The organism is Bacillus sp. 3G2 (assembly GCF_044324725.1).
Taxonomy (GTDB): Bacteria; Bacillota; Bacilli; order Bacillales; family Bacillaceae_G; genus Bacillus_A; species Bacillus_A mobilis.
In genome coordinates this window covers 3,249,545-3,273,655 of the sequence record NZ_CP172246.1, presented here as the reverse complement: position 1 = coordinate 3,273,655, position 24,111 = coordinate 3,249,545, and the positions used below count along the sequence as shown (strand labels likewise).

General features: G+C 33.9%; 21 protein-coding genes and 3 pseudogenes. 13 read left to right on the top strand and 11 right to left on the bottom strand.

Annotated elements, in window-relative coordinates:
* Nucleotides 1-528, top strand: coding sequence for a GrpB family protein (locus ACHZK0_RS16815; protein WP_395760724.1), 528 nt, complete (start codon nucleotides 1-3; stop codon nucleotides 526-528).
* Nucleotides 529-668: 140 nt separating this feature from the next.
* Entirely contained in the window at nucleotides 669-1,295 is a 627-nt protein-coding gene (locus ACHZK0_RS16810) for an FMN-binding negative transcriptional regulator (protein ID WP_395760723.1), read from the top strand.
* A 46-nt stretch (nucleotides 1,296-1,341) separates the two neighbouring features.
* On the opposite strand, the gene ACHZK0_RS16805 is transcribed toward ACHZK0_RS16810, so the two are convergent.
* The 6 genes from ACHZK0_RS16805 to ACHZK0_RS16780 all read right to left on the bottom strand — a co-directional run bounded on the left by ACHZK0_RS16805 (nucleotide 1,342) and on the right by ACHZK0_RS16780 (nucleotide 6,449).
* Entirely contained in the window at nucleotides 1,342-1,530 is a 189-nt protein-coding gene (locus ACHZK0_RS16805; protein ID WP_270716848.1) for a hypothetical protein, read from the bottom strand.
* 2 nt (nucleotides 1,531-1,532) lie between these two features.
* A complete protein-coding gene (locus ACHZK0_RS16800; protein ID WP_270716846.1) occupies nucleotides 1,533-2,630 on the bottom strand; it encodes a tetratricopeptide repeat protein in 1,098 nt (365 codons plus the stop codon).
* A 203-nt stretch (nucleotides 2,631-2,833) separates the two neighbouring features.
* Entirely contained in the window at nucleotides 2,834-3,214 is a 381-nt protein-coding gene (locus tag ACHZK0_RS16795) for a hypothetical protein (RefSeq protein ID WP_395760722.1), read from the bottom strand.
* Between the two features lie 230 nt (nucleotides 3,215-3,444).
* Nucleotides 3,445-4,911 carry a protein adenylyltransferase SelO gene (locus ACHZK0_RS16790; RefSeq protein WP_395760721.1) on the bottom strand — a complete coding sequence of 489 codons (1,467 nt, stop codon included), beginning with the start codon at nucleotides 4,909-4,911 and terminating at the stop codon, nucleotides 3,445-3,447.
* A 176-nt stretch (nucleotides 4,912-5,087) separates the two neighbouring features.
* Nucleotides 5,088-6,086 carry an NADP-dependent oxidoreductase gene (locus ACHZK0_RS16785; RefSeq protein WP_395760720.1) on the bottom strand — a complete coding sequence of 333 codons (999 nt, stop codon included), beginning with the start codon at nucleotides 6,084-6,086 and terminating at the stop codon, nucleotides 5,088-5,090.
* 18 nt (nucleotides 6,087-6,104) lie between these two features.
* Complete coding sequence (locus ACHZK0_RS16780; RefSeq protein WP_377919403.1) at nucleotides 6,105-6,449, bottom strand: ArsR/SmtB family transcription factor; 345 nt, start codon at nucleotides 6,447-6,449, stop codon at nucleotides 6,105-6,107.
* A 454-nt stretch (nucleotides 6,450-6,903) separates the two neighbouring features.
* On the opposite strand from ACHZK0_RS16780, the gene ACHZK0_RS16775 reads away from it, so the two are divergent.
* Nucleotides 6,904-8,523 carry an FAD-dependent oxidoreductase gene (locus ACHZK0_RS16775; RefSeq protein WP_395760719.1) on the top strand — a complete coding sequence of 540 codons (1,620 nt, stop codon included), beginning with the start codon at nucleotides 6,904-6,906 and terminating at the stop codon, nucleotides 8,521-8,523.
* Nucleotides 8,524-8,910: 387 nt separating this feature from the next.
* Nucleotides 8,911-9,855 carry a glycerophosphodiester phosphodiesterase gene (locus ACHZK0_RS16770; protein WP_262743266.1) on the top strand — a complete coding sequence of 315 codons (945 nt, stop codon included), beginning with the start codon at nucleotides 8,911-8,913 and terminating at the stop codon, nucleotides 9,853-9,855.
* A 42-nt stretch (nucleotides 9,856-9,897) separates the two neighbouring features.
* Here ACHZK0_RS16770 and ACHZK0_RS16765 read toward each other — a convergent pair whose 3' ends face one another.
* Entirely contained in the window at nucleotides 9,898-10,575 is a 678-nt protein-coding gene (locus ACHZK0_RS16765) for a YdcF family protein (RefSeq protein ID WP_395760718.1), read from the bottom strand.
* 93 nt (nucleotides 10,576-10,668) lie between these two features.
* Nucleotides 10,669-10,962, bottom strand: a pseudogene (locus ACHZK0_RS16760) (DUF3916 domain-containing protein); the annotation flags it as partial.
* A 278-nt stretch (nucleotides 10,963-11,240) separates the two neighbouring features.
* Here ACHZK0_RS16760 and ACHZK0_RS16755 point away from each other — a divergent pair.
* Complete coding sequence (locus tag ACHZK0_RS16755) at nucleotides 11,241-12,596, top strand: RNA-guided endonuclease TnpB family protein (protein WP_395760717.1); 1,356 nt, start codon at nucleotides 11,241-11,243, stop codon at nucleotides 12,594-12,596.
* Nucleotides 12,597-12,878: 282 nt separating this feature from the next.
* Here the strand turns inward: ACHZK0_RS16755 and ACHZK0_RS16750 are convergent.
* Nucleotides 12,879-13,100: pseudogene (locus ACHZK0_RS16750) on the bottom strand (DUF3916 domain-containing protein); the annotation flags it as partial.
* Between the two features lie 2 nt (nucleotides 13,101-13,102).
* Complete coding sequence (locus tag ACHZK0_RS16745; RefSeq protein WP_262743263.1) at nucleotides 13,103-13,945, bottom strand: LysR family transcriptional regulator; 843 nt, start codon at nucleotides 13,943-13,945, stop codon at nucleotides 13,103-13,105.
* Nucleotides 13,946-14,070: 125 nt separating this feature from the next.
* Between ACHZK0_RS16745 and ACHZK0_RS16740 the strand changes: the two genes are divergently transcribed.
* Entirely contained in the window at nucleotides 14,071-15,261 is a 1,191-nt protein-coding gene (locus ACHZK0_RS16740; protein WP_395761732.1) for an MFS transporter, read from the top strand.
* Nucleotides 15,262-15,389: 128 nt separating this feature from the next.
* Here ACHZK0_RS16740 and ACHZK0_RS16735 read toward each other — a convergent pair.
* Nucleotides 15,390-15,601: pseudogene (locus ACHZK0_RS16735) on the bottom strand (hypothetical protein).
* Between the two features lie 261 nt (nucleotides 15,602-15,862).
* On the opposite strand from ACHZK0_RS16735, the gene ACHZK0_RS16730 reads away from it, so the two are divergent.
* The 7 genes from ACHZK0_RS16730 (at nucleotide 15,863) to ACHZK0_RS16700 (ending at nucleotide 24,035) form a co-directional block, all read left to right on the top strand.
* Nucleotides 15,863-16,990 carry a serine hydrolase domain-containing protein gene (locus ACHZK0_RS16730; RefSeq protein WP_262743262.1) on the top strand — a complete coding sequence of 376 codons (1,128 nt, stop codon included), beginning with the start codon at nucleotides 15,863-15,865 and terminating at the stop codon, nucleotides 16,988-16,990.
* A 286-nt stretch (nucleotides 16,991-17,276) separates the two neighbouring features.
* On the top strand, nucleotides 17,277-18,434 hold the full coding sequence (locus ACHZK0_RS16725; protein ID WP_270342575.1) for an agmatine deiminase family protein: 1,158 nt from the start codon (nucleotides 17,277-17,279) through the stop codon (nucleotides 18,432-18,434).
* Between the two features lie 165 nt (nucleotides 18,435-18,599).
* Nucleotides 18,600-19,019, top strand: a complete 420-nt coding sequence (gene psiE / locus ACHZK0_RS16720; RefSeq protein ID WP_270342579.1) for a phosphate-starvation-inducible protein PsiE — start codon at nucleotides 18,600-18,602, stop codon at nucleotides 19,017-19,019.
* Nucleotides 19,020-19,197: 178 nt separating this feature from the next.
* Nucleotides 19,198-20,130 carry a bestrophin family protein gene (locus ACHZK0_RS16715; RefSeq protein WP_270342583.1) on the top strand — a complete coding sequence of 311 codons (933 nt, stop codon included), beginning with the start codon at nucleotides 19,198-19,200 and terminating at the stop codon, nucleotides 20,128-20,130.
* 243 nt (nucleotides 20,131-20,373) lie between these two features.
* On the top strand, nucleotides 20,374-21,351 hold the full coding sequence (locus ACHZK0_RS16710) for an agmatine deiminase family protein (protein ID WP_270342587.1): 978 nt from the start codon (nucleotides 20,374-20,376) through the stop codon (nucleotides 21,349-21,351).
* A gap of 38 nt (nucleotides 21,352-21,389) precedes the next feature.
* Entirely contained in the window at nucleotides 21,390-22,211 is an 822-nt protein-coding gene (locus ACHZK0_RS16705; protein WP_395760716.1) for a MerR family transcriptional regulator, read from the top strand.
* Nucleotides 22,212-22,292: 81 nt separating this feature from the next.
* Nucleotides 22,293-24,035: an amidohydrolase gene (locus ACHZK0_RS16700; RefSeq protein WP_395760715.1), complete on the top strand. Its 1,743-nt coding sequence runs from the start codon at nucleotides 22,293-22,295 to the stop codon at nucleotides 24,033-24,035.
* The last annotated feature ends 76 nt before the right edge of the window (nucleotides 24,036-24,111 follow it).

Sequence of the window (24,111 nt, the reverse complement as noted above, 5' to 3'; positions counted from 1 at the left end):
TTGAAACAGACAATTACTATTGAAGAATATAACATCAAATGGGAAAATGAATTTAATAAATTACAAATTATTATTAACAATGCAATGGAAGAACTTGTTTTGTCCGTTGAACATGTGGGTAGTACAGCTGTTAAAGGACTTGTATCAAAACCAATATTAGATATTGATATAGTAATAGAAGAGTACGGAATTTTTCTTGAAGTAGTAAAAAGACTTGAAACAATAGGGTATTACCATCAAGCAGACTGGAGCTTCAAAGGAAGAGAGACGTTTGGCAGAAAGGACGCTTTCGTTCCGTGGAGTGAAGAAAATACAGCTTGGATGGAACATCATTTATATGTGTGTGACAAAAATAGTGAAGAGTTAAGAAGACATATAGTGTTTCGGGATTACCTTCGTGAACATGAAGATGTTGCTGTTGAATATGGACGTTTAAAGGAAGAGTTAGCAAGAGAATCGAAAAATAGAGCGAGCTATAGTGAAGGTAAGACGGCATTTATTACAAATATATTGGGGAAAATAAACTAAGGTCGCATTGAGTACATGCGGCCTATTCTTTTTTATTGAAAGCTGCCACTATAAAATAATGACAAACTGTCCCTGTTGATTGATGCGATTACTAAATATAATAGGAAATAAATTAGAAAAGATCGGAAAAGAGGGAGTTTATGTACATACCAAAATATTTTGCAATACAAGATGAAGAGATGAAGTACGAAATAATGGAACAAAATAGCTTTGCGACATTATTTTCTCAACGTAACGGGGAACCATATGCAACGCATTTGCCGTTGTTGCTAAATAGGGAAACACTCACGTTACATGGTCACTTCGCACGGCCGAATGAGCAGTGGAGAGATATTAGGAATCAGCAAGTACTAGCTATCTTTCAAGGACCGCATAGTTATATCTCTCCGTCATGGTATGAAACAAAAAATGCAGTACCAACCTGGAATTATGTTGCAGTACATGTATACGGTGAATTAGAAATTGTTGAGGATGAACAGGAATTAATTGACTCTCTTCAAGAATTAGTACATACATATGAAGATTCAAAGAGCACGTACTCACTAAACGATGTAGATCGGAATTATATGGCAGGATTAAGTAAGGGAATAGTTGGGTTTAAAATAAAGATAAATAAAATAGAAGGAAAAGCGAAGTTAAGTCAAAATCATTCTGTAGAGAGGCGAAATTTAGTCGTGGAAAAACTTGAGAAAGTTGGTAGTGAGGGGAGTAGGGGGATTGCAGGGTTGATGAGAAAATACAGTTTACTTGAAAGGGAAACATTCTAAATAAGTGTATTTAAAAAGACCTTCTTAATTGAAGGTCTTTCGTTTTTTAAAGTGTTTTTTCAGCTGTTGTTGAGTTATAGTCTTTACCTACGTCAACGGATTGAACAAAGTCAGGTTTTTGTGGTGCAGGGAAATGTTCATGTCCAGCTTGGCTTGTCAGATTAACATTTAACCCATAAGAAAAAATACCAGTAAATGCAATACCTAAAGCGATTTTACCAATTGTTTGCTTCATTTTCATAACCTTCTTTCATTCTTTTTTTTAGCTTCAATACTGCTGTAAAAATACTGACTAGCTTTTTCGAAGAGTTCCTTTTTGTGATATAAAGTGGCTATTTTCTCGCAATAATCAGAAGTATAACTGAATAAAGATTCTTCATTGAAATAGTCAATTCCTTCTTGTATAATTCGCTCTAATTGTTCTAATTCAAATTTATTTATAATAGCTTCTAAAATATTAAAATGATGTTTATATTCCTCATTGTTTAGTTGTAAAACAATTTCTTTACCAGTTTGAATGTATTTATTTGCAAACTCCATATTTCCTAGTTTTCCATTTTCTTGTGCAAGTAAGAATAATGCCTTAAAGTGTTTTGGCATTTTTTCTATTACTTCTGAAAGTTGACGAATGGCCTGTTCTGACAAGTTTTTATTCGCATAGAGTGTACCTAGGTTATTTCGTACATGAAGAAGTAAAGACTCTTCGTTGTTTTTTTGTAATATATCGATGGCTGTATAGTATAATTCCTCAGCTTTTTCATAATGACCAACTGCTACATAAGATCCGCCTAGTACACTTAAACAGGAGGTTATATTTCTTTCGCATTCATTTAATGTTTGAAAAATTTCTAATGCCTTAGTAGCATATACGATGGCTTGGCTTGGTTGCTGCATCTGAAAATGATATACTGCATATCGGTAATAGAAATCAGCCTGTTCCACAGTAGAAAGGCTAGCTAAAGATGATTTTGCTTTTTCGAAATAATCCTCAGCTTTTTCAAATTTGTTTAATGCAGTAAAGTAAATGGCTTTGTAATAATTGTATAAGTAGGATAGTTGTAAATCAGCTGGGATAGTAATAGCATCAATTGCATCAAAACTACCCTTTGTAATGGATAGTCCATCAGTGAATACTGCATAACGGAATTTTAATAAGTTAAAAAATAAATGGTAAGATGAGTTTAAACTATCTTCTTTTACAAGAATTTCTTTGTGCTCTTGAGTTGCTGCATGATAGCAGGTTTGTGCTTCTGTAACATTTTGAATTAAGATTGCGTGATACCATGCCTCTAAGTGTTTCGTTGCGTATGTACTTCCAGTTAATAAGGTATTCATAAAATCCCCCCTCAGAATAGTCTATTGAGTTTTGTCTATAATGTTATCATATAAATATGTGAAAATAACGAATATTCACTTGATAAATAATTTTCTTTTAAAAGAGAAAATTTCGGTGTTTTAACTTATATAGTATTTATTTTTTAGGTGAGAAATTAAATATGAACCTAAAAAAATCCCCTTCATGCATGAAGGGGATTTTTTTAAATGTGTTCACCATGATCTTCAAATTTAGGAATTGGTAGATCAGCATGTCCCTCTTGCTTAGGAGCCGGGAAATCGGCATGCCCTTCTTGCTTAGGAGCTGGTAGATCAGCATGACTGTCTTGCTTAGGAGCTGGTAGATCAGCATGACTGTCTTGCTTAGGAGCTGGTAGATCAGCATGCCCTTCTTGCTTAGGAGCCGGGAAATCGGCATGACTGTCTTGTTTAGGAGCTGGTAGATCAGCATGACTGTCTTGTTTAGAAACAGGTGGTCTTCCATGATCTGCTTTTACTACTCCGCCATCCCCAATATTTACATTCAAAAAACCAAAACTAAGTACTGATAGCCCTAAAATAGTTGTACCAATTTTTCTTTTCAAATCGCATCTCTCCTTATAGGATATATATTTTGTTATTCGTTTATAAATTTAGACAGAATAACAAAGATCGTAATGAGAGATTAACCTCTGAAATTACGATACTACATACTTCTATGTAATATTTTGTAAAACCTCCTGTTATTTTGAAAATTAAGGGGAAAATTTCGACAAAAACACCACTATTTCAAGTGGTGTAGGGAAATGAGTATACGGATTATAAATATAAGCCATCAAGTCCCGCAAAAAGTACGATAAGGACGATTCGTAGGCGCAGGTGGAACGCAGTATTCTTCTTGATCTGCAGCATACGCATAAGGATTAGATAGCGCTTCAAGAAGTTTCTCCATTACGCTATAGTCGCCATTTGTGACAGCTGCTTCTAGTGCCTCTTCTACGCGGTGGTTTCTTGGGATGATGGCAGGGTTATTATTTTTCATCATTTCGTAGGCGTTTTCTTTCGATTCTTCTTGTCTTTCTAATCGAGATTGCCATAGTTTGTACCATTCTTTAAATTCAGGACTTTCAAATAGAGCTGTATTTTCGATCGTATTAAGAGTTAATGAACGGAATGCATTTGTGTAATCTGCTTTAAATTTCTCCATCATTTTTAAAAGTTGCTCAATAAGTGATTGATCTTGTTCCTCGTTGCTAAATAGTCCTAATTTCTTTTTCATTCCAAGGAACCACTGATTTTCATACTGTACGCTAAATTTAGAAATTTCGTCTTGAGCAATTTTTAATGCTTCTTCTTCATCTTCGTGCAGAATCGGTATTAAAGATTCTGCTAATCGTGCCAGATCCCATGCGGCCATATATGGCTGATTCCCATATGCGTAGCGACCTTGTGTATCGATCGAGCTAAATACAGTTCCTTGGTCGTAATTATCCATAAATGCACAAGGACCGTAATCAATTGTTTCTCCACTGATTGTTATATTGTCAGTGTTCATTACGCCATGGATAAATCCAACAAGTTGCCATTTAGCGATGAGATTTGCTTGTTTTTTTATGACTTCTTGTAGCAATGCAGTATATCGGTTTTCATGAGCTTCAATTTCTGGATAATGCCTGTTTATTGTATAGTCAGCTAGTGATTGAAGATCCTCGATAGAACCACGAGCTGCAGCATATTGAAATGTGCCGACACGTATATGACTGCTAGCGACTCTAGTTAAAATTGCTCCAGGTAACTTTGTTTCACGATATGTTGGCTCGCCAGTTGTGACAACTGCTAAACTGCGAGTAGTCGGAATATCAAGTGCATACATTGCTTCACTAATAATATACTCACGTAGCATCGGACCGAGTGCAGCGCGACCATCACCGCGGCGTGAATACGGAGTAGGGCCAGAACCTTTTAGCTGAATGTCAAAACGTTTACCTGAAGGGGTAATTTGTTCGCCAATTAAAAGGGCACGACCGTCGCCTAACATATTAAAATGTCCGAATTGATGACCGGCATACGCTTGTGCTAATGGGTGAGCTCCTTCTGGGAGTGCATTACCAGCGAAAACTGCAATTTCAACTTCTTTTTTCAATTCTTCAGGATTAAAGCCAAGAGATATTGCTAGTGAATGATTTAGTTTAATTAGCTCCGGTGAACTTACGGGAGTAGGGGGGATTTCTGTATAAAATGATTGTGGTAAAGTCGTATAACTATGATCTAAATTCCAACCAGCTTCATTTTTTTTAGTCATTGTATCTCCTCCTTGTTTATTTTTTATTATGTATTTGTACGTATGTATTCTTTGTAAAATTAGCTAAAAGTATAATATGATATTTCCCCTTGCAATCTATTGTAAGGACTTCACTGCACTATGTCTATTTAACAGCAAATATAAAAACTCCATTTTTTTAAATGGAGTTTTTATTATTACTTAATTTTTACGATTATTTTTCCTTTTGCTCTTCCAGCCTCTGAATATTCCATTGCTTTTTGAGCATCTTCAAAAGGGAAAACTCGATCGATTATCGGTTTGATTTCACCAGCTTCAATATAGTTTGCGATAGTACGTAATTGATCTCCGCTTGGCTTCATAAATAAAAATGAATATTGCGCATTATGCTTCTTTTCAAGTGCAGTAAGTTTGCTACTTGCTAATGAAAATAAGAGTGTTTTAAAAAATCCAGAACCAAATTCTTTACCGAAACGAGCATTTGGCATTCCTGAAACGGAAACAATGTTGCCGCCGTTTTTTATAATGTTGAATGATTTTTCAAGTGTTGTACCGCCGATTGTATCAAATACTGCATCATAATCTTTTAGCATTTCTTCAAATTTTTCTGTTTTGTAATTAATAATTTTATCTGCGCCAAGAGACTTTACTAAATCAGAACCAGCTTCACTAGCAGTCGTTGTAACGATAGCACCCATTATTTTTGCTAACTGAATTGCGAAAGTGCCAACCCCGCCAGAGCCAGCATGAATTAAAATCTTTTGTCCTTTTTGTAAGTGCATAATGTCATGTAGTGCTTGATATGATGTTAAGCCAACGAGTGGAATCGACGCCGCTTCCTCAAAACTTAAATTTTTTGGTTTTAAAGCTATATCATCCTCATGAATGGCTATATATTCTGCGAAAGTGCCGATCTTATTTTTTCTTGGACGTGCATATATTTCATCGCCGACTTTAAAACGAGTCACTTTTGATCCAACCTTTACGATAACACCGGAAAAGTCATTCCCAAGGATTAGGGGCATTTCATATTTAAGTAACATCTTCACTTTTCCATCACGTATTTTAAAGTCAATCGGGTTAATACTAGCTGCATGAATTTCTGCGAGCACTTCATGCTCATTTATTTCAGGAGTAGGTACCTCTGCTATACGCATTGGAACTTTCCCGTATTTATCAATTATCATTGCTTTCATTTCTTATACCTCCAAATCTCAATAAAAGTTGTGCAATAGCTTTTCAATATCTAATACAAGATTTTTTAATAAACCTAATTTTGTACGTATATCAATATAATAAAAGTTTTTTGTGCCTTCTTTTCGCATTAAAATAATATCGGCTTCTCGTAAAATTCTAAGGTGATGTGATACCGCTGGTCGAGAAAGGTGTGTTTTTTTCGTAATTTCGCCTACACGTAATCCGGTTTGACATTCCGTTTCCATGAGAACGAACAAAATAGCTTGACGTGTTTCATCGCCAATTGCTAATAATACTTTTTGAGAATCAATAAAATCTTTTTTTATAACATTTAATTGTTCTTGTTTATTCATTTCAATCACTTTACCTCCAAAAAATTAGTCGAAAGGTTTAAGATGATGAACCATTACATCGATACGGTAATGCTACATGATTGTTGAATGAGCTGCAATATTGGGAAAGAAAATCGAGACGAATGAAATTATATGTGTTGATAATGATAGGGGATAAAAAAGGGTTACATACTAGAAGGCTTGAAGTTTAAAAAAATAAGCAGTCGTCCCCTGTATAACTTATAGGGTTACGACTGCTTATCATGTTTTTATTATTTTAGTGTTTACTAAAGTGAGTTGTTTCGTTTTACTTTTTCATACACGCATAATTCAAGCAGATTATAGATGTATGAAAAAGTAAAAGTAATTTGGGGCGTAATCTATCTATATGATAATTTAAAATGAAATATAAGTCTATATCTTTGTTGTTTTTTTGATTATATTTATATCACTGAGCTCAGAACAATGATGGGAGGGTAAATATATGAAATCGAATTACGTACCAGTTTTAATTGTTGGAGGAGGATTATCAGGGTTAGCATCTGCGTTATTCCTTGCAAAACATAACGTTGATTATTTACTGATTGAAAGGCACTCGTCTACTGCAATTCATCCGAAAGCAGGTGGAATCACTTTTCGTACGATGGAGTTATTTCGAGAATTAGGTTTAGAACAAAAAATTAGATCGGCGGGGAAAGCATTAGAAAATTGTCGGGGAAGAATAGCGGTTCATACAATAGCTGAGGCAAATAAGGAAGAATTGGCAAAAATGAGGGCCACTCAGTATGGAAACGATGAAAAGTTACTTCAAAAAATAGAAGAGATTAGTCCATCAAAACAAACGGCTTGTTATCAAATTATTTTAGAATATATGATGTTACAAGAAGCGAGATCATTAGGCGGAGAATTATCTTTTTATCATGAATTAGTTTCTTATGAACAAAATGAGCAAGGAATAATAGCAACGATTCGGAATCGTGAAACGGAAGAAGAAAGTATTATTCATTGTGACTATGTAATTGCAGCAGATGGGGCAAAAAGTAAAATACGTGAGCAGCTAGGGATAAGTACCGAGGGACGCGGTACAATCGGTGGCTATTATATGAATATTTATTTTGAAGCAGATTTAAGTGAGTTTATACAAGGTGATGCATTTGGTTTTACTATGGTACTTCATCCGGAAGTTCTTGGTGCACTTATTCCAGTTGATAATGAAAGAAGATGGATTTACCATGTATCCTACGATCCATTAAAAGGAGAGCGACCAGAAGATTTCACTATAGAACGCTGTAAACAAATTATTCAAACCGCAATTGGAAGCACAAATATTGAGGCAGAAATAGTAAGTGTTTTACCGTGGGAAGCGACTGAAAGTACTGCTACAAAATTTCAAGATGATCGAATCTTTTTAGTTGGTGATTCAGCACATATTATGCCACCAACTGGAGGATTTGGTTCAAATACAGGCATACAAGATGCGCATAACTTAGCTTGGAAATTAGCAGCTGTTATAAAAGGAAAAGGAAACCCAAAATTGTTAGAAACATATCATAAAGAGAGATATCCTGTTGCAAAATTAACGACGGATTATGCGAGTAGTTTATTGTTCCGTGCTGCGAATAGAGAAGAAGGCAGTTTGAATAATATGGATGGTTTAGCTGTAACTGTTGGGTATCAGTATCGTTCTGAAGCGATAGTAGATGACTCAGCTACTCCACATAGAATGGATATCGTAGATTTGAGCGGAAAGCCTGGAACGCGAGCACCACATTTCTGGGGAACATATGATGGAAAAGAAATTTCTATACTTGATTTATTAGGAAATGATTTTGTGTTACTTATTGGAGCAGAAAATCGCGATTTGACCGAGTGTGTACAAGATGTTTCATCTAAATTAGGAATAAATATAAAAGTTTACAGCGTTGGTTTAAGAGGAGACTTTATTACTCAAGAAAATGTTTTTCGTGAATTATATGGGATAGAGAATGAAGGAGTTGTACTAATTAGACCAGATGGCTTTATTGGATGGCGTTCGGCAAAAGCGGTGATAAATCCAGATGTAATGCTGGAGGAGGTAATGAGTAATTTATTATGTCGTTTTTAAATAATTACGGAAGCATTGTTTTATATACTTCATTTTACTGAAAAAATAATATTCACAAATTTTAATAGGTTTGGTATGATTAATTTCGACAAGTTAATCGAGGCCGGAGATGTTTGAGATAAGCCATAAATTTATTTAGGGATACAGAAGTGTCCTTTAAATAATTTATGGCTTTTTTTATTGGTTGAACCGTACACAATAGGGAAGTTACATGTGGAAAGGAGGGATAAAGAAAATAAATAGTTTTCTATATTAATAACATAGGGAAAGTATATTCGTAAGACTGAAATTTTAATATAAGCTTATAAAAATAATGAAAGTATATCTTCTATTTCGTGTAAATCTCATTAACTTGTTGAAATTTGCAACGTAGGAAGGGTTAGAAGGATGAGAAAAATTATTAGCGTGTTAGTTATTTTCTTTATGATGGGAAGTATTTATGCCGGGGGAGCTGTTCATGCAAAAGCAGAAGGGAAGCATGAATGGAATACGAATAAGTTTTTAAACATTGCACATCGCGGAGCAAGTGGACATGCACCTGAGCATACTTTTGCTTCTTATGATCTTGTGAAAAAAATGAAAGCGGATTATTTGGAGTTAGATATTCAATTAACTAAGGATGGCCAATTAATTGCAATGCATGATACAGCAGTTGATCGTACTACAAATGGAACAGGTGAAGTACGAGATAAAACATTAAGTGAAATAAAAAGTTTAGATGCAGGATCTTGGTTCAATAAGGCTTATCCAGAAAAGGCTAAGCAAGAGTATGTTGGGCAAAAAGTTCCGACTCTTGAAGAAATCTTCCAAAAGTACGGAAGAAGCATGAAGTATTACATAGAAACAAAATCACCAGATGTGTATCCAGGAATGGAAGAGAAATTGTTAGCGTTGTTAAATAAATATAATTTAGTAGGTCAAAACATGTCTTCTAGCCGTGTTATGATTCAATCATTTAGTAAAGATAGTTTAACAAAGATTCATAGTATGAATAAAAATATTCCGTTAGTTCAACTGCTTTGGTATTATCCAAATGAAAACAATGAGATTGTTGAATGGTCTGGAATTACACATGAACCGAAAAGTGTAACGAATGATGATTTTCAAGAAATTAAAAAGTATGCAGTTGGTATTGGGCCAAACTTACGTAATGATAACGGAGAACTAATTATTGATGAGTCATATATGAAAATGGCTAGAAAAAATGGACTGTTAATTCACCCGTATACAATTAATGAGAAACCAGATATGAGATTGTTAATTAAATGGGGTGCTACAGGAATGTTTACAAATTACCCTGATCGATTACATAGTGTGTTAAACGAAAAATAAATAGGAGAAAAGGTATACCGCCGTTTTGGTATACCTTTTCTATTATGCTAGATTATAGTAGTAGGATACATATTCCTCTAAACCTTGAACTTCTTTTTCAGGTGGTTCAATACCGCCTTTTTTACCGTAGCAAACATTTCTCAAGTATTCTCCAAAAATCATGGAGCGACTCTTTTCATTTTTCATCCAGTTATATCTATTAATTATAAACTCACCATCGAAACTTGTATCAAATGTAAATGGAATACAAGTAACAGTATTAGGTAGATGTTTTTTTAATACTCTATATTGTCGACCAGCTCCTAAACTTTTACATACAAAGAGTAACCGATTAATCTTTGTGAAATCAAAAATCTTTTTCGCTTCAATTACATTAGCGATAGAATGGAGGGAGTTTTTCTCGAACATGATAGCGTCTTTTGGTACGCCATGTTCAATTAATTTATTTACAATTACTTCTGCTTCTGATAAATCCCCGTAATTCCAGCTCGGATGTTTCATGCCATGCAAACTAGTACCACCTGTAACGATAATTTGGTTTCCTAAACCTTGTTGATAAGCTTTTAGAGGAGCTTGCCAATTGCCAGGATGAGAACCGCCGAAAACGAAAATGGCATCACATTTTTGTGGTGTAATTTCTTTTAGAAAAGTGATTTCTGTAATTTGATCGATTTGTTTTTTCGTAAGAGTAGGGACATCAGGATATTTAGGGATTACCATTTGAAAACCTCCTATATAGTAAAATGACAAATTCATTATATAGCGATTTTGTTAAGTGAAAAAAGAGAAGCTTTTAATTAGAAAGTTCCCCTTTTAAGATAACTCTCCAATAAACCAAATTTCTTTTTCATCGATTGTATCCTCATCATAAATGATCTCTTGGAAGTGTAAGGTTTGGAAGGGAGGGCAAATTGAAATCCCCCATGTCTTCCACAAATCAGACTCATTTGAAAGAGAAATCCATTTTTGAAATTCACTATTTCTATTAAAGAAATTATGAAAGTACCCCTCATTTTTAAATATAATAATTTGCGAATCCCACAAACTTTCTATAGAAATGAAAACAACAACTCGATATGTATGTGTATCGCTCGGTTTTATTTTTATCCTTTCCGGCAAGAAGACTCCATCTGATTTGTGTTACGGGTGAAACCTAACAATTCAGGTGGAGATGAATTGCCGTCAGCAGGTAGGCTGAACGCTTTTGTTTCGCTCATAACAATTTTTGAGGGCGAATGTTTGTTTCTTTTTGTCTTACGATATTATGTAGATAAGAAGGGAATAGATTGTAAGGCAACGAAATTAGATAATGATTATCATTCAGCTACTTAAGCCAAAAGTAATGAATACGCTTAATGAACTTTCTAAGAAAGGTGGTGAAAACAATGGCTAGAAAGAAAGCGGTGAAAGTATTACGTAAACAAAAGAAAAGAGAAAACATGCAACGATTCACGCAGAAACAGAATATCGGACGAGCTTGCCTGACTGCAAAAGAATTTCGTTTACTTCAGCGCATGTCGCATAGTTCAAAAGCACTGCGAAATGTTGGGTTGTACACGATAAAACAAAGTTATTTGAACGATAATAAAATAGCTACTGTAAAAGAAGTGGACAATGCTATGCAGGCTGATATGAACTACTCGGGCGTGCAATCAAACTCTGTTCAAGCGATTCGTAGAGCCTTATTTACAGAAGTGAAGAGCTTTTTTAAAGCGTTGGAACAGTGGAAGAAACATCCTGAGAAGTTCACAGGTCGTCCGAGGTTTCCGAATTATTCTCGTTCCACTGACAAACGAATCATTGAAATCTATCAAGTGCCAAAAGTGGATGAGAACGGGTATTGGATCATTCCGATGAATGTTGTATTCAGAAAAAAATTCGGTTCTATTAAAATACGTATGCCTAAAAACGTGAAAAATAAAAAAATCTCCTACATTGAGATTGTACCGAAGCAAAAAGGTCGGTTCTTTGAGGTGCATTACACATATGAAATGCACATTTCTCAAATGAAGAAACCATCCACGACTACGAGTAACGCTTTAGGTTGCGATTTAGGTGTAGACAGATTAGTAAGTTGCGTGACCAATACAGGTGATACATTCTTAATTGATGGAAAAAAACTAAAATCCATTAACCAATACTTCAACAAAACGATACGTAATTTGCAACAGAAAAATATAGAAAATGGACTTTCTAAACGCGTTGTAACGAATAAAATCGCTGCACTTTGGCATAAACGAGAACGACAAATACATGGTTACATTTCACAAACGGTAGGCTTGTTGTTCAAAAAAGTGAAAGCATTTGATATAGATACGATTGTCGTAGGGTATAACACAGGTTGGAAACAAAACTCTGATATGGGAAAAAAGAATAATCAAACATTTGTTCAAATTCCATTTCATAAACTGATGGCAGCGATTGAGAATAAGTGTGTAAAAGAAGGCATCCGATTTTTGAAACAAGAAGAAAGCTATACTTCAAAAGCTAGTTTTCTGGATAAAGATCTGGTTCCAGTTTGGTCTAAGGATGATAGGACTCAGTATCGCTTTAGCGGCAAACGAACCACTCGTGGTCTGTACCAAAGTAAAGCAGGAACATGTCTCCACGCTGATATTAATGGTGCGCTGAATACATTGAAAAAATCAAGATTTGTAGAATTGGATGACAATCTCAAAGTGAAAACGCCGATTCTATTAGAAGTGCAAAAACGTAAGGCAGTTGCCTCGTGCATAGCTTAGTGGGTGCGTCAACCATCCATGTGTACTCGACTTGTCGGGGCTTGTAGCACACGCCGGATTCATCTGAGTGGTGGCTTCTTCTGTAAGGAAGAACTGCTCTTTTTCGAAAGGGTGGTGCAAGTGGGAAAACAATCGTTCGTTGCCAGTACCAACCAAAAACATACTTGGGGTGTTACCATAAGGTGGCATGAATGCTAGAGCGTCAAACTGTCTAGCGATAGACGAAAAGACCTAGCGTTCTAACTCAAGCCCCCACTGAAACGTTTTATCTCAGTGGGGGTAGTTGACTAAATGCTGTGCTTGATTTAATAAGGTTTGTATACACAATCGTTTTACTTTTCTAGGCGTTTTACACGAATCGATAAAAGCTTGGGAAACTGGTAAAGGCATATACCAATATTCATCGTTATAGAAAGCAGAAGGGAACGTTTTTGTATGTTCTTCAATTCTCTGTATCATCGTGTTTGTTTTACGCTTCATCCCACGTATTTTCTTTACACGCATTGTTAAATCATCTCCATAAATTTTTGTAATGCAGCTGAGTGATATATATCTTTTCTAGAGATAAAAGTAGTAGGAACTTTTTTGAATGTATTTGGTAAAGGATTGAATGATAAGTTATGTTCATGCCCCTTTAAAATTGATTTCATCATAATCGCTACACCCATATTTGATTTTACACAGGCGAGTATTGCTTCAATTGTTCCGAACTCTAATACTCGTTTAGGCGAGATGCCTTCTTCTTGAAGCCAGTCTTCTAATAAACTTCTATAATAGCAACCGTGACTAAAAGCGAGTAAATTCATATTTTCTATGTCTGTAAGGGCGGATAAAGGTTTTTTACTAATGAGAACTAATTCTTCTTCACGAAATACATTTGTATGAAGTTCAGTATGCTGAGTAGATCCTGCTATAAATGCTCCGTCTAGTTTTCGTTCTAGCACTAGCCTAATTAGTTGTTCGGTCGTATTTGTTTCTAAAGTTAATTCGACTTCTGGGTATTTTTCATAATAGGCCGTTAATATAGATGGCAGCCTTACCGCGGTTGTAGATTCTGTACATCCGATTTTCAAAGTACCTTTAGGATCAGTTCCATTACTTTGAACCGCTTTTATAGATTGATCCATTAAGTGGGTAATTTGTTTAGCGTATGTTAATAAAATCTCACCGTTAGAAGTTAAAGTTACACCTTTTCCGTTACGATAAAATAAAGGCACACCTAATTCATTTTCTAGTTGTTTCATACGCATTGTTACGCCTGATTGTACATAGTTCAAATTTTTCGCTGCGTGAGAAATATTACTTTCCTTTGCAACTTCGTAAAATACAGTTAAATCTTTTATGTCCACGCATCATCCCTCCGAAAAGGTATCATTTTTTTTGATGGATTATATGATGAATCTTTATTTTATATGATATCAAAACTTTCATACAATGGAAGAAGGGAGGGGTTATTTTGTTAATCGAAGAGAGGATGAATAGTGCTTATAAGTGGATGATGTTAATTGTTGCGACGATTGCTCAAACAACAGCGACACTTATAACATATGGTGTCGGAGCTTTCGCTTTATTTTGGAAAGAAGAATATGCGCTTACGAATATGGAAAGTGGATTGTTAGTAAGTGTTGTAAATATTGGACCGTTATTTTGTATGCTTTTTGTTGGGCGGCTACTTGATCAATATAATGAAAAGTTGTTAATTTCTATCAGTTCATTTTTACTAGGAGGTTCGTTTTTACTAACTAATATAGTAAACGGGTTTAATGGTCTGTTATTTGTACTTTTATTAGTAGGAGTGTTTTATAGTGTGTCCCAGCCGGGAGGAAGTAAAGTGATTTTAAAATGGTTCCCAAAAGAAAATCGTGGATTAGCAATGGGAATAAGGCAAGCTGGTATACCGATTGGTGGCGCATTAGCGGGAGTGCTAATCCCGTTTCTAACAATACAATATAATGTGACTTACGCGATAAATAGTGTGGCATGCATTTGTATAATTGGAGGAATGTTATTTTTTATTTTTTATAAAGAGCCACATGTTCAAGAGGATGCAAGGAAAGAACATATTAAAATTTCTTTTTGGATGCAGCTAAAAGTAGTGATATGTAAAAAAGAGTTGTATCCAATATATATAACGGGTATTTGCATGATTTCATTGCAAATGGTGTTAGTTGGGCACGTCATGAAATTTTTAGTAAGGGAAGAATCCATTACATCTATTGTAGCCGGAACAGTATTTTCAGTGATGTTCTTTTCTGGAATGATTGGTCGTGTTGTATTAGCAGCTATTAGTGATGTGTTTTATAAGGGGAATCGGCACACGCCATTATTTATAGCTGTCTGTGCTTCTATCGGCTTGATTCTATTGTTAGTCATGAGCATGCATACAGTAACGAGTGGAGTATTGTATGGTGTAAGCGCATTGTTAGGCTTCTTTTCAATTGGTTGGTTTAGTCTTTTTATCGTTGAAGTTGCTGAATTGGCAAGTGAAGGATCTGTGGGAATAACAGTTAGTTTGGCACTTACATTCAATCAAATTGCGATTATTGTTGCACCTGTTTTATTTGGTTATATTGTCGATGAGAAAGGGTATACGTATGCGTGGTTGTGTATAGTGATATTATTAAGTATCTCGGCAGTGAGTTTATATCGTAAAAACAAAAAATAAAAGAAAGTTAGTAATGTAAATTTTTTATGAAGAAAGTCTAAAGAAATGCCGAATGAGCGACATTTCTTTTTTTATATGTTGTATAATCAAAATACAAATGAGATTCGTTTTCATTCGTGTTCATTGCCTCATTTGAAATTGCCTGTAACTTTAGCCATAATGAGTTGTTTTTCTGTATCGCTATGTCCATGATTTATTTTGTTTAAAAATTTTTCAGCAGCATTTCCTTTTAATATAATAATTTATTTTCCGTAATATTCAATTAAAAATATATATTTTTTGTTACCCTATAATGAAACATCATATCATCTAAACGATTGCGTTTATCAGTATTTTTCATGTTTATAACTCCTTTTTGATAATGTGTAACAAATGTTACATAAGATATTGAAATTATAGTAGGGTGTATCCGATTGTAAGGTGGAAATTTTGCAAGAAAGAAATACAATAGAGAGTAGTCAAAAACTGAATATGAGAAAAAGGAATCTAGTTTAATAAGGTGAATAATAGATAGATAATAATATAAAGTATCTGAAAATTAATAGATATAGAATAGAATGGATGCGCGTTAAGTGAAACTAGATAAAAGAGGGTTCCTATTATGCTAAAGAAATGGTTAATTGTTTTCTTTATTTTTGCTATTTTTTGTGGGAGTGTTGTTGCACTAATACATGCAAATAAAGGTAAGAAATATGATATAAAAGCATTTTCTAATGTAAATAGTAAGCAAAAGGGCAATATGCAGGAAGTTGATGCAAATGAGAAAAAGCGTTATGAAGTTGCAGCTGGAAAGCTAGATCAATATTTAAAAGATAAAGGATTTAATGGAAGTGTTCTTGTAGCTAGTAAAGATCATGTGATTTTACGAAAAGGTTACGGGTATGCGAATGTGGAAGATAAAGTAGTAACAACGCCAAGAACGAAATATCGCATTGGTTCTATTACGAAAACAGTCGTTGCAATATCTATTATGCAGCTAAAAGAAAAAGGGAAGTTAAATATTGAAGACAATGTAAATAAGTATATTCCATCGTTTCCGGCAGATAAAAACATTACGTTGCGAAATTTGTTAACACATACGTCAGGGTTACCAGATCAGGGACAAGGTAGGGTTGATGCGGCGTCACGACTAAAGTTAGTAACGTGGATTGGGGCGCAAAAATTACAATTCCCTGCAGGGACAGGATGGCGATATACAGATTATAATTATATGGTACTTGCGTATATTGTAGAAAAAATAGCAAATAAACCGCTTGCTGAATATGTGAAAGAAAATATTTTTACTCCTGCTGAAATGCATGAATCTGGAATGGGTGCAACTCTCCCTGAAGATATTTTTTTAGCAGAAGGTTATACGAGAAAAGATAATGAGTTAATAGCTGCACCCCGCTTAAAAATGAACTGGTTGTATGGGTGTGGTGAAATGTATACGACTGTTGAAGATATGAAAAGACTAGATGAGGCTATTATGGATGGAAAGTTGATTTCTAAACAAAGTGTATCAGATATGTTTACTGCATCACCTGTAAGAAAATATGGATTTAGTTTCTATACTAATCCAGATTATTATCATAATCATGGTGTATTAGCTGGTTGGAATACATTTAATAATTTTAACCGGGATAAACGAACGTTTGTAATATTATTCTCTAACGTACAAAATGGTATGAATGATACGTTTAATCAGGAGTTTAGGAAAATGGCGAATGATTTAATAGAAGGAAAATAATAATTTTAAAAGTCGGTATTGATATGTAATTATCAATACCGACTTTTTTATTTGGGAATGTTCAGCTTTCTGAAGAAGTAACTATGAAGGGGGAATATTAGAATAATTTTATATAGGAAGTTAAATGATATGAATGTTAAATATAGGATAGTTTCTGCGTGAAGTTCATCTATCATATTGAATTTATTCGAGAAATTAATTGGTAAATTTTACATTACTAAAAAGCTTGAGCTTCACACTATGTGAAGCTTTACATTATTAAAGTAACGAACAGGAGGTTAGAAAAATGAAAAAAGCAGTAAAGTTTTGCTTAATAGCTACATTATCTACAACGATTATTAGTGGATGTTCTTTGGAAGGGAATAATGAAAATGCTAAAGGGAAAGAGAATGGAAAAGTAGAGGTACAGAAAACCGTCGGGAAATATACGATGCCCGATGAAAAAGATAAACATGAAGGTACATGGCTACAATGGCCTCATGAATACACATATGGTGAAGAGTATAAGCAGGAAGTTGAACCGATTTGGGTTAAGATGGCAAGTACTTTAACTGAGGGTGAAAAAGTCCACATTGTTGCATATGATGAGGAGGAAAAAGAGCGAATTAATAAGCTCTTAATTGATAAAGGATTGAATATGAGTAAAATTGATTTCTTTATCGCCCCTACTGATGATGTATGGGCAAGAGATAGTGGACCAATTTTTGTTTATGACAATAATAAAAATCTAAAAATATTAGATCCAGCATTTAATGGTTGGGGGAAGAAAACTCCTTATAAAAATGATGCTCGTATACGTGAAAATGTTAGTAAACAATCAGGGATCGAAAGAATTGACTGGGGGAAATTTGTCCTTGAAGGCGGCGCGATTGAATTAGACAGCAATGGGACTGCTTTATTAACTCGAAGTGCAGTAACGAATAAAAATAGAAATCCTGATTTATCAGAAAAGGAAATCGAAAAATATATAAGTGAGCTTGGGGTGTCGAACTTTATTTGGTTAGACGGAGTACCTAATTTAGATATTACGGATTTTCATATTGATGGATTTGCTAAATTCCATAATAAATCTACCATTGTAACGATGAAAGAAGATGACCTAGCCGAATGGGGTTTGTCTAATAAAGATATGGATAAATTGTTAGATGCAAAAAATGCATCAGGACAGAAATATAAGTATGAATACTTACCCCTTAGTAAAAATAAAGTTACTTTAGAAAATGGAAAAGCTCTCGATTATAAGGGGTCATATATTAATTATTATATTGGGAATACAGTAGTGTTGGTGCCTAATTATAATGATCCGAATGATAAAATCGCAAACGATACGATTCAGAAATTATATCCAGATCGTAAAGTAGTCGGTATTGATGTGAGAGAGCTTTATAAAAATGGCGGTATGATTCATTGTGTGACACAACAACAACCGATTGCATTGAAGTAATAGATTGGAATTTCGTTATGTTGCTTTTGAGACAAAATAGGTGAAATCCTAATTTTACCTATTTTGTCATTCCTAATTATCTAAAAAAATAAATTTAAATATAATGATAAAAGAATTATGGTGTGTATTCGCTTTTCGTTTTATATAAAAAAGGAGAAAATGTTTGTGTTAAAGAACTTAAAAATAGTATTTTCGTTTTTCCCTATCGTTCTACAGTACATTTTAAATGTAGCTTTGATTTGTTTAGGGGTTGTATTAAGTGTGTTTCTTATGAAAGAGGTCATTCAATTTATACAAGAACTGAAATTAAATGGTGAAGAATCTAGTTATCATTTAATTGATAGTATCGTCGTATTCTTTTTATATTTTGAATTTATCGTAATGATTATAAAGTATTTTCAAATGAATTTTCATTTTCCATTACGTTATTTTATATATATAGGTATTACGGCTATTGTTCGTCTCATTATTATAGACCACGATAGTCCAATAGATTCGTTGTTATATGCCTGCGCGATTCTTGTATTAATTAGTGCTTTATTCATTGCAAATTCTAAAATAATGCGTCGTGATTTAGAAGAGTGAACATTTGTTATTTAAATCAAAAAAAGGTGTTTTATCTTTTCGTAAAAAGGAGTAACCGTATTGAAAGAAATAATTTTAACCAGTTGTCTAATGATAGGGTTTATGATTCTACTATTCAATTGTATACTTTCATAATTTAAAAGAATAAAAAGTAAAAAAGAAAGAGGCTTTTGTAAATATGGTACATTACAATAATCAAAATAGTTTACATCAAATATTTACATTAAAGGGAACGGTAATAAGAGATATTTTCCCGCAAATTTTATTATATATATGTGTTTCAACGGTAGTAACTGTAATTCATTATTATTATGCAGCAATAAAAATGAATCAAACTCCTTGGGTAATTGTTGGTGGGGCTTTAGGTTTACTGTTAGTTTTTCGTACTAATACTGCTTATGATAGATATTGGGAAGGTAGGAAGCTGTTTGGCACGCTTGCTGCCTCTACTAGAAATTTAGCAGTTAGCTTTTTATGTCATTGGGAGTCTGGAGAGGGAAAGACGGATCAGGAAAAACTAAAATTTTTACATTTATTAATGGCTTTTCCAAAGATAGCGAAAGGACATTTGAGAGATGAAAAAGATTTATCTGAAATAAAATCATTGCTTGATATTTGTTCTGAGAAGGAAAAAGAAATGTTGACGGAGTCTATTCATTTACCGATTAGTATAGTTTTTATGTTAAAAACTATACTATCAAAAGGTTTGAAAACGGGTCAAATTCATCCAAATACAATAATTAATATGGAAGCTGATTTGAATAATCTGCTTACGGCTGTGGGTGGATGTGATCGTATCAAAACAACGCCTATTCCTTTTGCATATTTCGCTCATATTAAAATTTTACTGCTCATATTTTGCGGGACTTTATCGATTGGTCTTGTTGATAGTCTTGGGTGGTTTACAGTACTTGCAACTACCTTTATAAGTTTTGCATTTATAGGAATTGAAGCAATAGGAGTTGAAATTGAGGATCCATTTGGTCAGGATCCAAATGACCTTCCGTTAGAAGGAATTTGCATAGGAGTAGAAATGCATTTAGTGAATTTATATAATCAAAACAAATTATTAGAAGTAACTGATTTGAATCGTGATAAAAAAATTATCTAATCATTAATTGTGTATAAGGATGAAATATTTAATGTTGTCATGGAATGTTCTATTTTAAAATCCTGTCAAGAGTCAATTTTTCGCTCAACCACGGCTATATATTTTTTATATAAATATATAATATTTCTCCGTGCTATAATCCATTCATGAAATGTGCACGTTTTGAAAATTGTTATGAAAAGAGAAATAGTTGGCATAGTGAAACTAGTTATTTAACCATTATTAAAAAGTGAGGTAAATATTGTGGAACAAAAATATAATGGAATTATTTTTACTGCAATACCAGATAAATCAAATGAATATTATCGTCCTTTTTATGAAGACCTGGTTTATTTTAATGAATACTTAAATGAAAATAAATCATTTACTGATCATCTTGTCTCTTTATCTGTTGAAGAGCAAGATTTTCATACAAGCTTTTTTGAGTATGATGATATTTGGTTAAGGGATGTTGCACCAGTTGTAACAAATCATTTAGTTAAATTTAAATATCAACCAAATTACTTACCGAAAGATCAATGGCGATATTTAGATCAACAATTTAATAAATGGTTGAAAAAGAACGAATTTGAATATGTGAAATCTCCATTGATATTAGACGGTGGAAATCTTATTTGGAATAAAAAAGATACTGTTATAGTAACGGAACGCATATTTGATGATAATTATGATTGGACGGAAGAAGAAATTATAGAGCAACTGGAATGGGATTTGGATGTAAGCCGCGTTATTATTATTCCTGCTGAAGAAGGGGACGTACTTGCACATGCAGACGGAATGGTTAAATTTATTGATGAACATACGATGTTTATTAGTGATTTTTTAGGTGATCATGAATTTAGACATAATGTACAAGAGATTATTCAAGAGCAAATGCCAGAAGCTAAATTTATAGTTGTTCCCTCGTCATATACAGAGAAAGGGCAATATGATCAAGAAATAGCGTCGGCAAAAGGTTTGTATATAAATATGTTAGAAACATGTGATACGATTTACGTTCCTAAGTTTGGATTAGCTAAAGATAGGGAAGTATTACGATATATTCAACAGCATACTGAGAAACAAGCTATTCAAATCCATGTAGGAGAAATATCGACAATGGGAGGCGCAATCAATTGTTTAACATGGTATTGTCCTCATCATTTGTTACCTTCAAAAATGAAAAGATTGAACAATCAGAATGAAGATTTTTCAGTTAGGAAGATTTTTGATTGGTTTTAAAATAAGCGTATAAGAAAATGTATTCAAGGGGTAAGTATATGTATACAATTACTGAGTTTTCGCGGATTTGTAAAATGAGTACACGGATGCTAAGGCATTATGACAAAGAGGATATATTAAAACCAGCATATGTGAACCCGGAAAATGGGTATAGATATTATGAGCAAGGGCAGTTAGAAATAGCATTGAAAATAAAAAAGTTAAGGGAGTATAAATTCCCTCTACCGAAAATTAAAATCATTCTTCAGTCGTCAGATCAAGATTCATTTATTAAGCATATGCAAGCACAAATTATAGAGTTATCTCATGAAGTAAAACAAAATTTACAGGTTATTTCAGAAATGAATGAAATGGTAAATATGAATCATGCTTTAAATACTGCTCCCCATAGAAATTACGATATATTAGTGGGAATGAGAAATGAAATAACAGTAATTTCTCAAAGACTGCAAATAAATATTGATGATATGGATGATTATTTTTATGACTTATATGAAAAAGTACAAAAGCATGACTTACAAATAGTTGGTTCGCCCTCTACAGTCTTTTATGATGAAGAGTATATCCCGAATGAAAGCGATATTGAATTAAGAATTCCAGTTATGCATGAGAACGATAAAGACGTAGTACAAGAATATGAAATAAAAAAACTAAATCCGCATCAAATCGTTACTACTATGCATTATGGAAGTTATGACTATATAGGTTACGCTTATATAGCGTTAGAAAAATGGATTGAAAGAAATGGTTATGTAATAGAGGATTCACCATATGAGGTTTACATCAAGGGATCTGAATGTGATTGTTTAGTAGAGGAGTATGTGACACAAATTTGTTTTTTAGTGATGAAAATAAACTGAGAATAAGGATTGACATTAACATTATGTCAATCCTTATTCTATTTATGTAAGTAATTCATCATAATAAAAAGGAGAAAGAATATGAAAAAAATAATCATGATTATTTGCCTTATTCTAAGTATGACATGGGTTTCAGCATGTACTCCTGGAGGAGGAGAAGGTGAGAATGGTAGTTTTGTTCTACCTAAGGAGTTGCCTAAAAATGTAGTGTTTAAAAATGGTACCATCTATACTTCAAATGGAAAGCAAGACATTGTAGAGGCTATAGCCGTTAAAGAAGGGAAAATTACATTTGTTGGTTCAAACAAAGATGTAGAAGGATTTATAAATGAAGATACAAAAGTGGTGGATTTACAAGGACGTTTTATACTCCCTGGTTTTGTGGACAATCATAATCATATATTTGAGGCGAAATCACCAGCAGCAGGGAATTGTAGTGTCTCACCAGATGCTTTGCTTCAAGAACAACGCTCGTATTTAAAGGCTTGTAAAAAAGATGTGAAAGATGGCGAATGGGTAAGTGGAACAGGATTTAGTTTGGAAGAGCTGTTAAAAGATATGGACGAAAAGTCAGAACAACAAACGCCATTACAAGTTCTTGATGAGTTATTTCCTAATAACCCTGTATTAATTATGGAAAGAACTTCTCATTCTGTATGGGTTAACACAAAAGCATTGGAAGTAGCGGGAATAAATAAAGAGACGAAAGATCCGCAAGGCGGAAGAATCATCCGGGATCCAGAAACAGGAGAACCTTTCGGGCTTTTGTATGATACAGCAGGGGATATCATAATGGAAAAAGCATGGAATTCTCAGCCTAAACTCTTTGAAAAAAATTATGAAGGTTTGTTAGACGGTTTAGATGAGGTTGCGAAGAATGGAATTACTACAGTCGGCGATGGGCGTCTCTATTGGAAACGAGGCTGGTTAGATGTTTGGAATAAAGTGAACGATGAAAAAAAGTTAACGTCACGAGTAGTACTGCGTCCATGGGTATATCCGAACTTAAATGAAGCAGAACAAATGGAGTATTTCAAAAAAATTAAGCGTGATGATGTATCATCTCGAATGCTTATCAATCAAGTGAAGATGTATAGTGATGGAATTAGCATTAACAGTACAGCTAAAATACTAGAAAAATATAAATTTGAGTGGTTTAAAGGAACACCATATGGTTTGAACTATATTCCAGAAGAAAAAATGAAATGGTGGTTGACGGAACTGAATAAAATTGGTTACGGTGCACTCATTCATACAATTGGAGATGGCGGAGTAAGAGAGAGTTTAAATGCAATTGAAGCAGCGAAAAAAGAAGGGGCGAATCAGCCTTATACACTTACGCATGTTGAAATGGTAGAAGATAGTGATATAAATCGTTTTGCTAAGTTAGGTGTTAGCGCTGATTTCCAAGTAGGTCATGATTTTGCAGAAGATCCTAAACAAAGCTGGGCAAGTACGTATTTTTCAGATCAACAGATGAAACGAATTATGCCGTTAGGACGTATTTGGAAAACAGGAGCAAATGTATCACTTAGTAGTGATTGGGATGTAAATGAACTAAATCCACTTGTGACGATTTCGAATGCGCTAAGTATTGAAGAGAAAGGCTTATCTGATATATATGCAGCTATTGATGCTTATACGATTAAGCCCGCCAAAGCATTAGGCCTTGATAATATTACTGGTTCAATTGAAGTAGGTAAATCAGCCGATATGATATTACTAAATGAAGATATTACTAAAATGAGTGTCGATAAGATTCCAGATGCAAAAGTTTTAGTGACGGTTTTACAAGGAGAAGTAGTGTATCACAAGGAGAAATAAAGAGACACCTTATAAAGTAGTTGCAAGTACATGAATATATTTCTGTTGACCTTAACACGATGTCAAAGTTTAGACT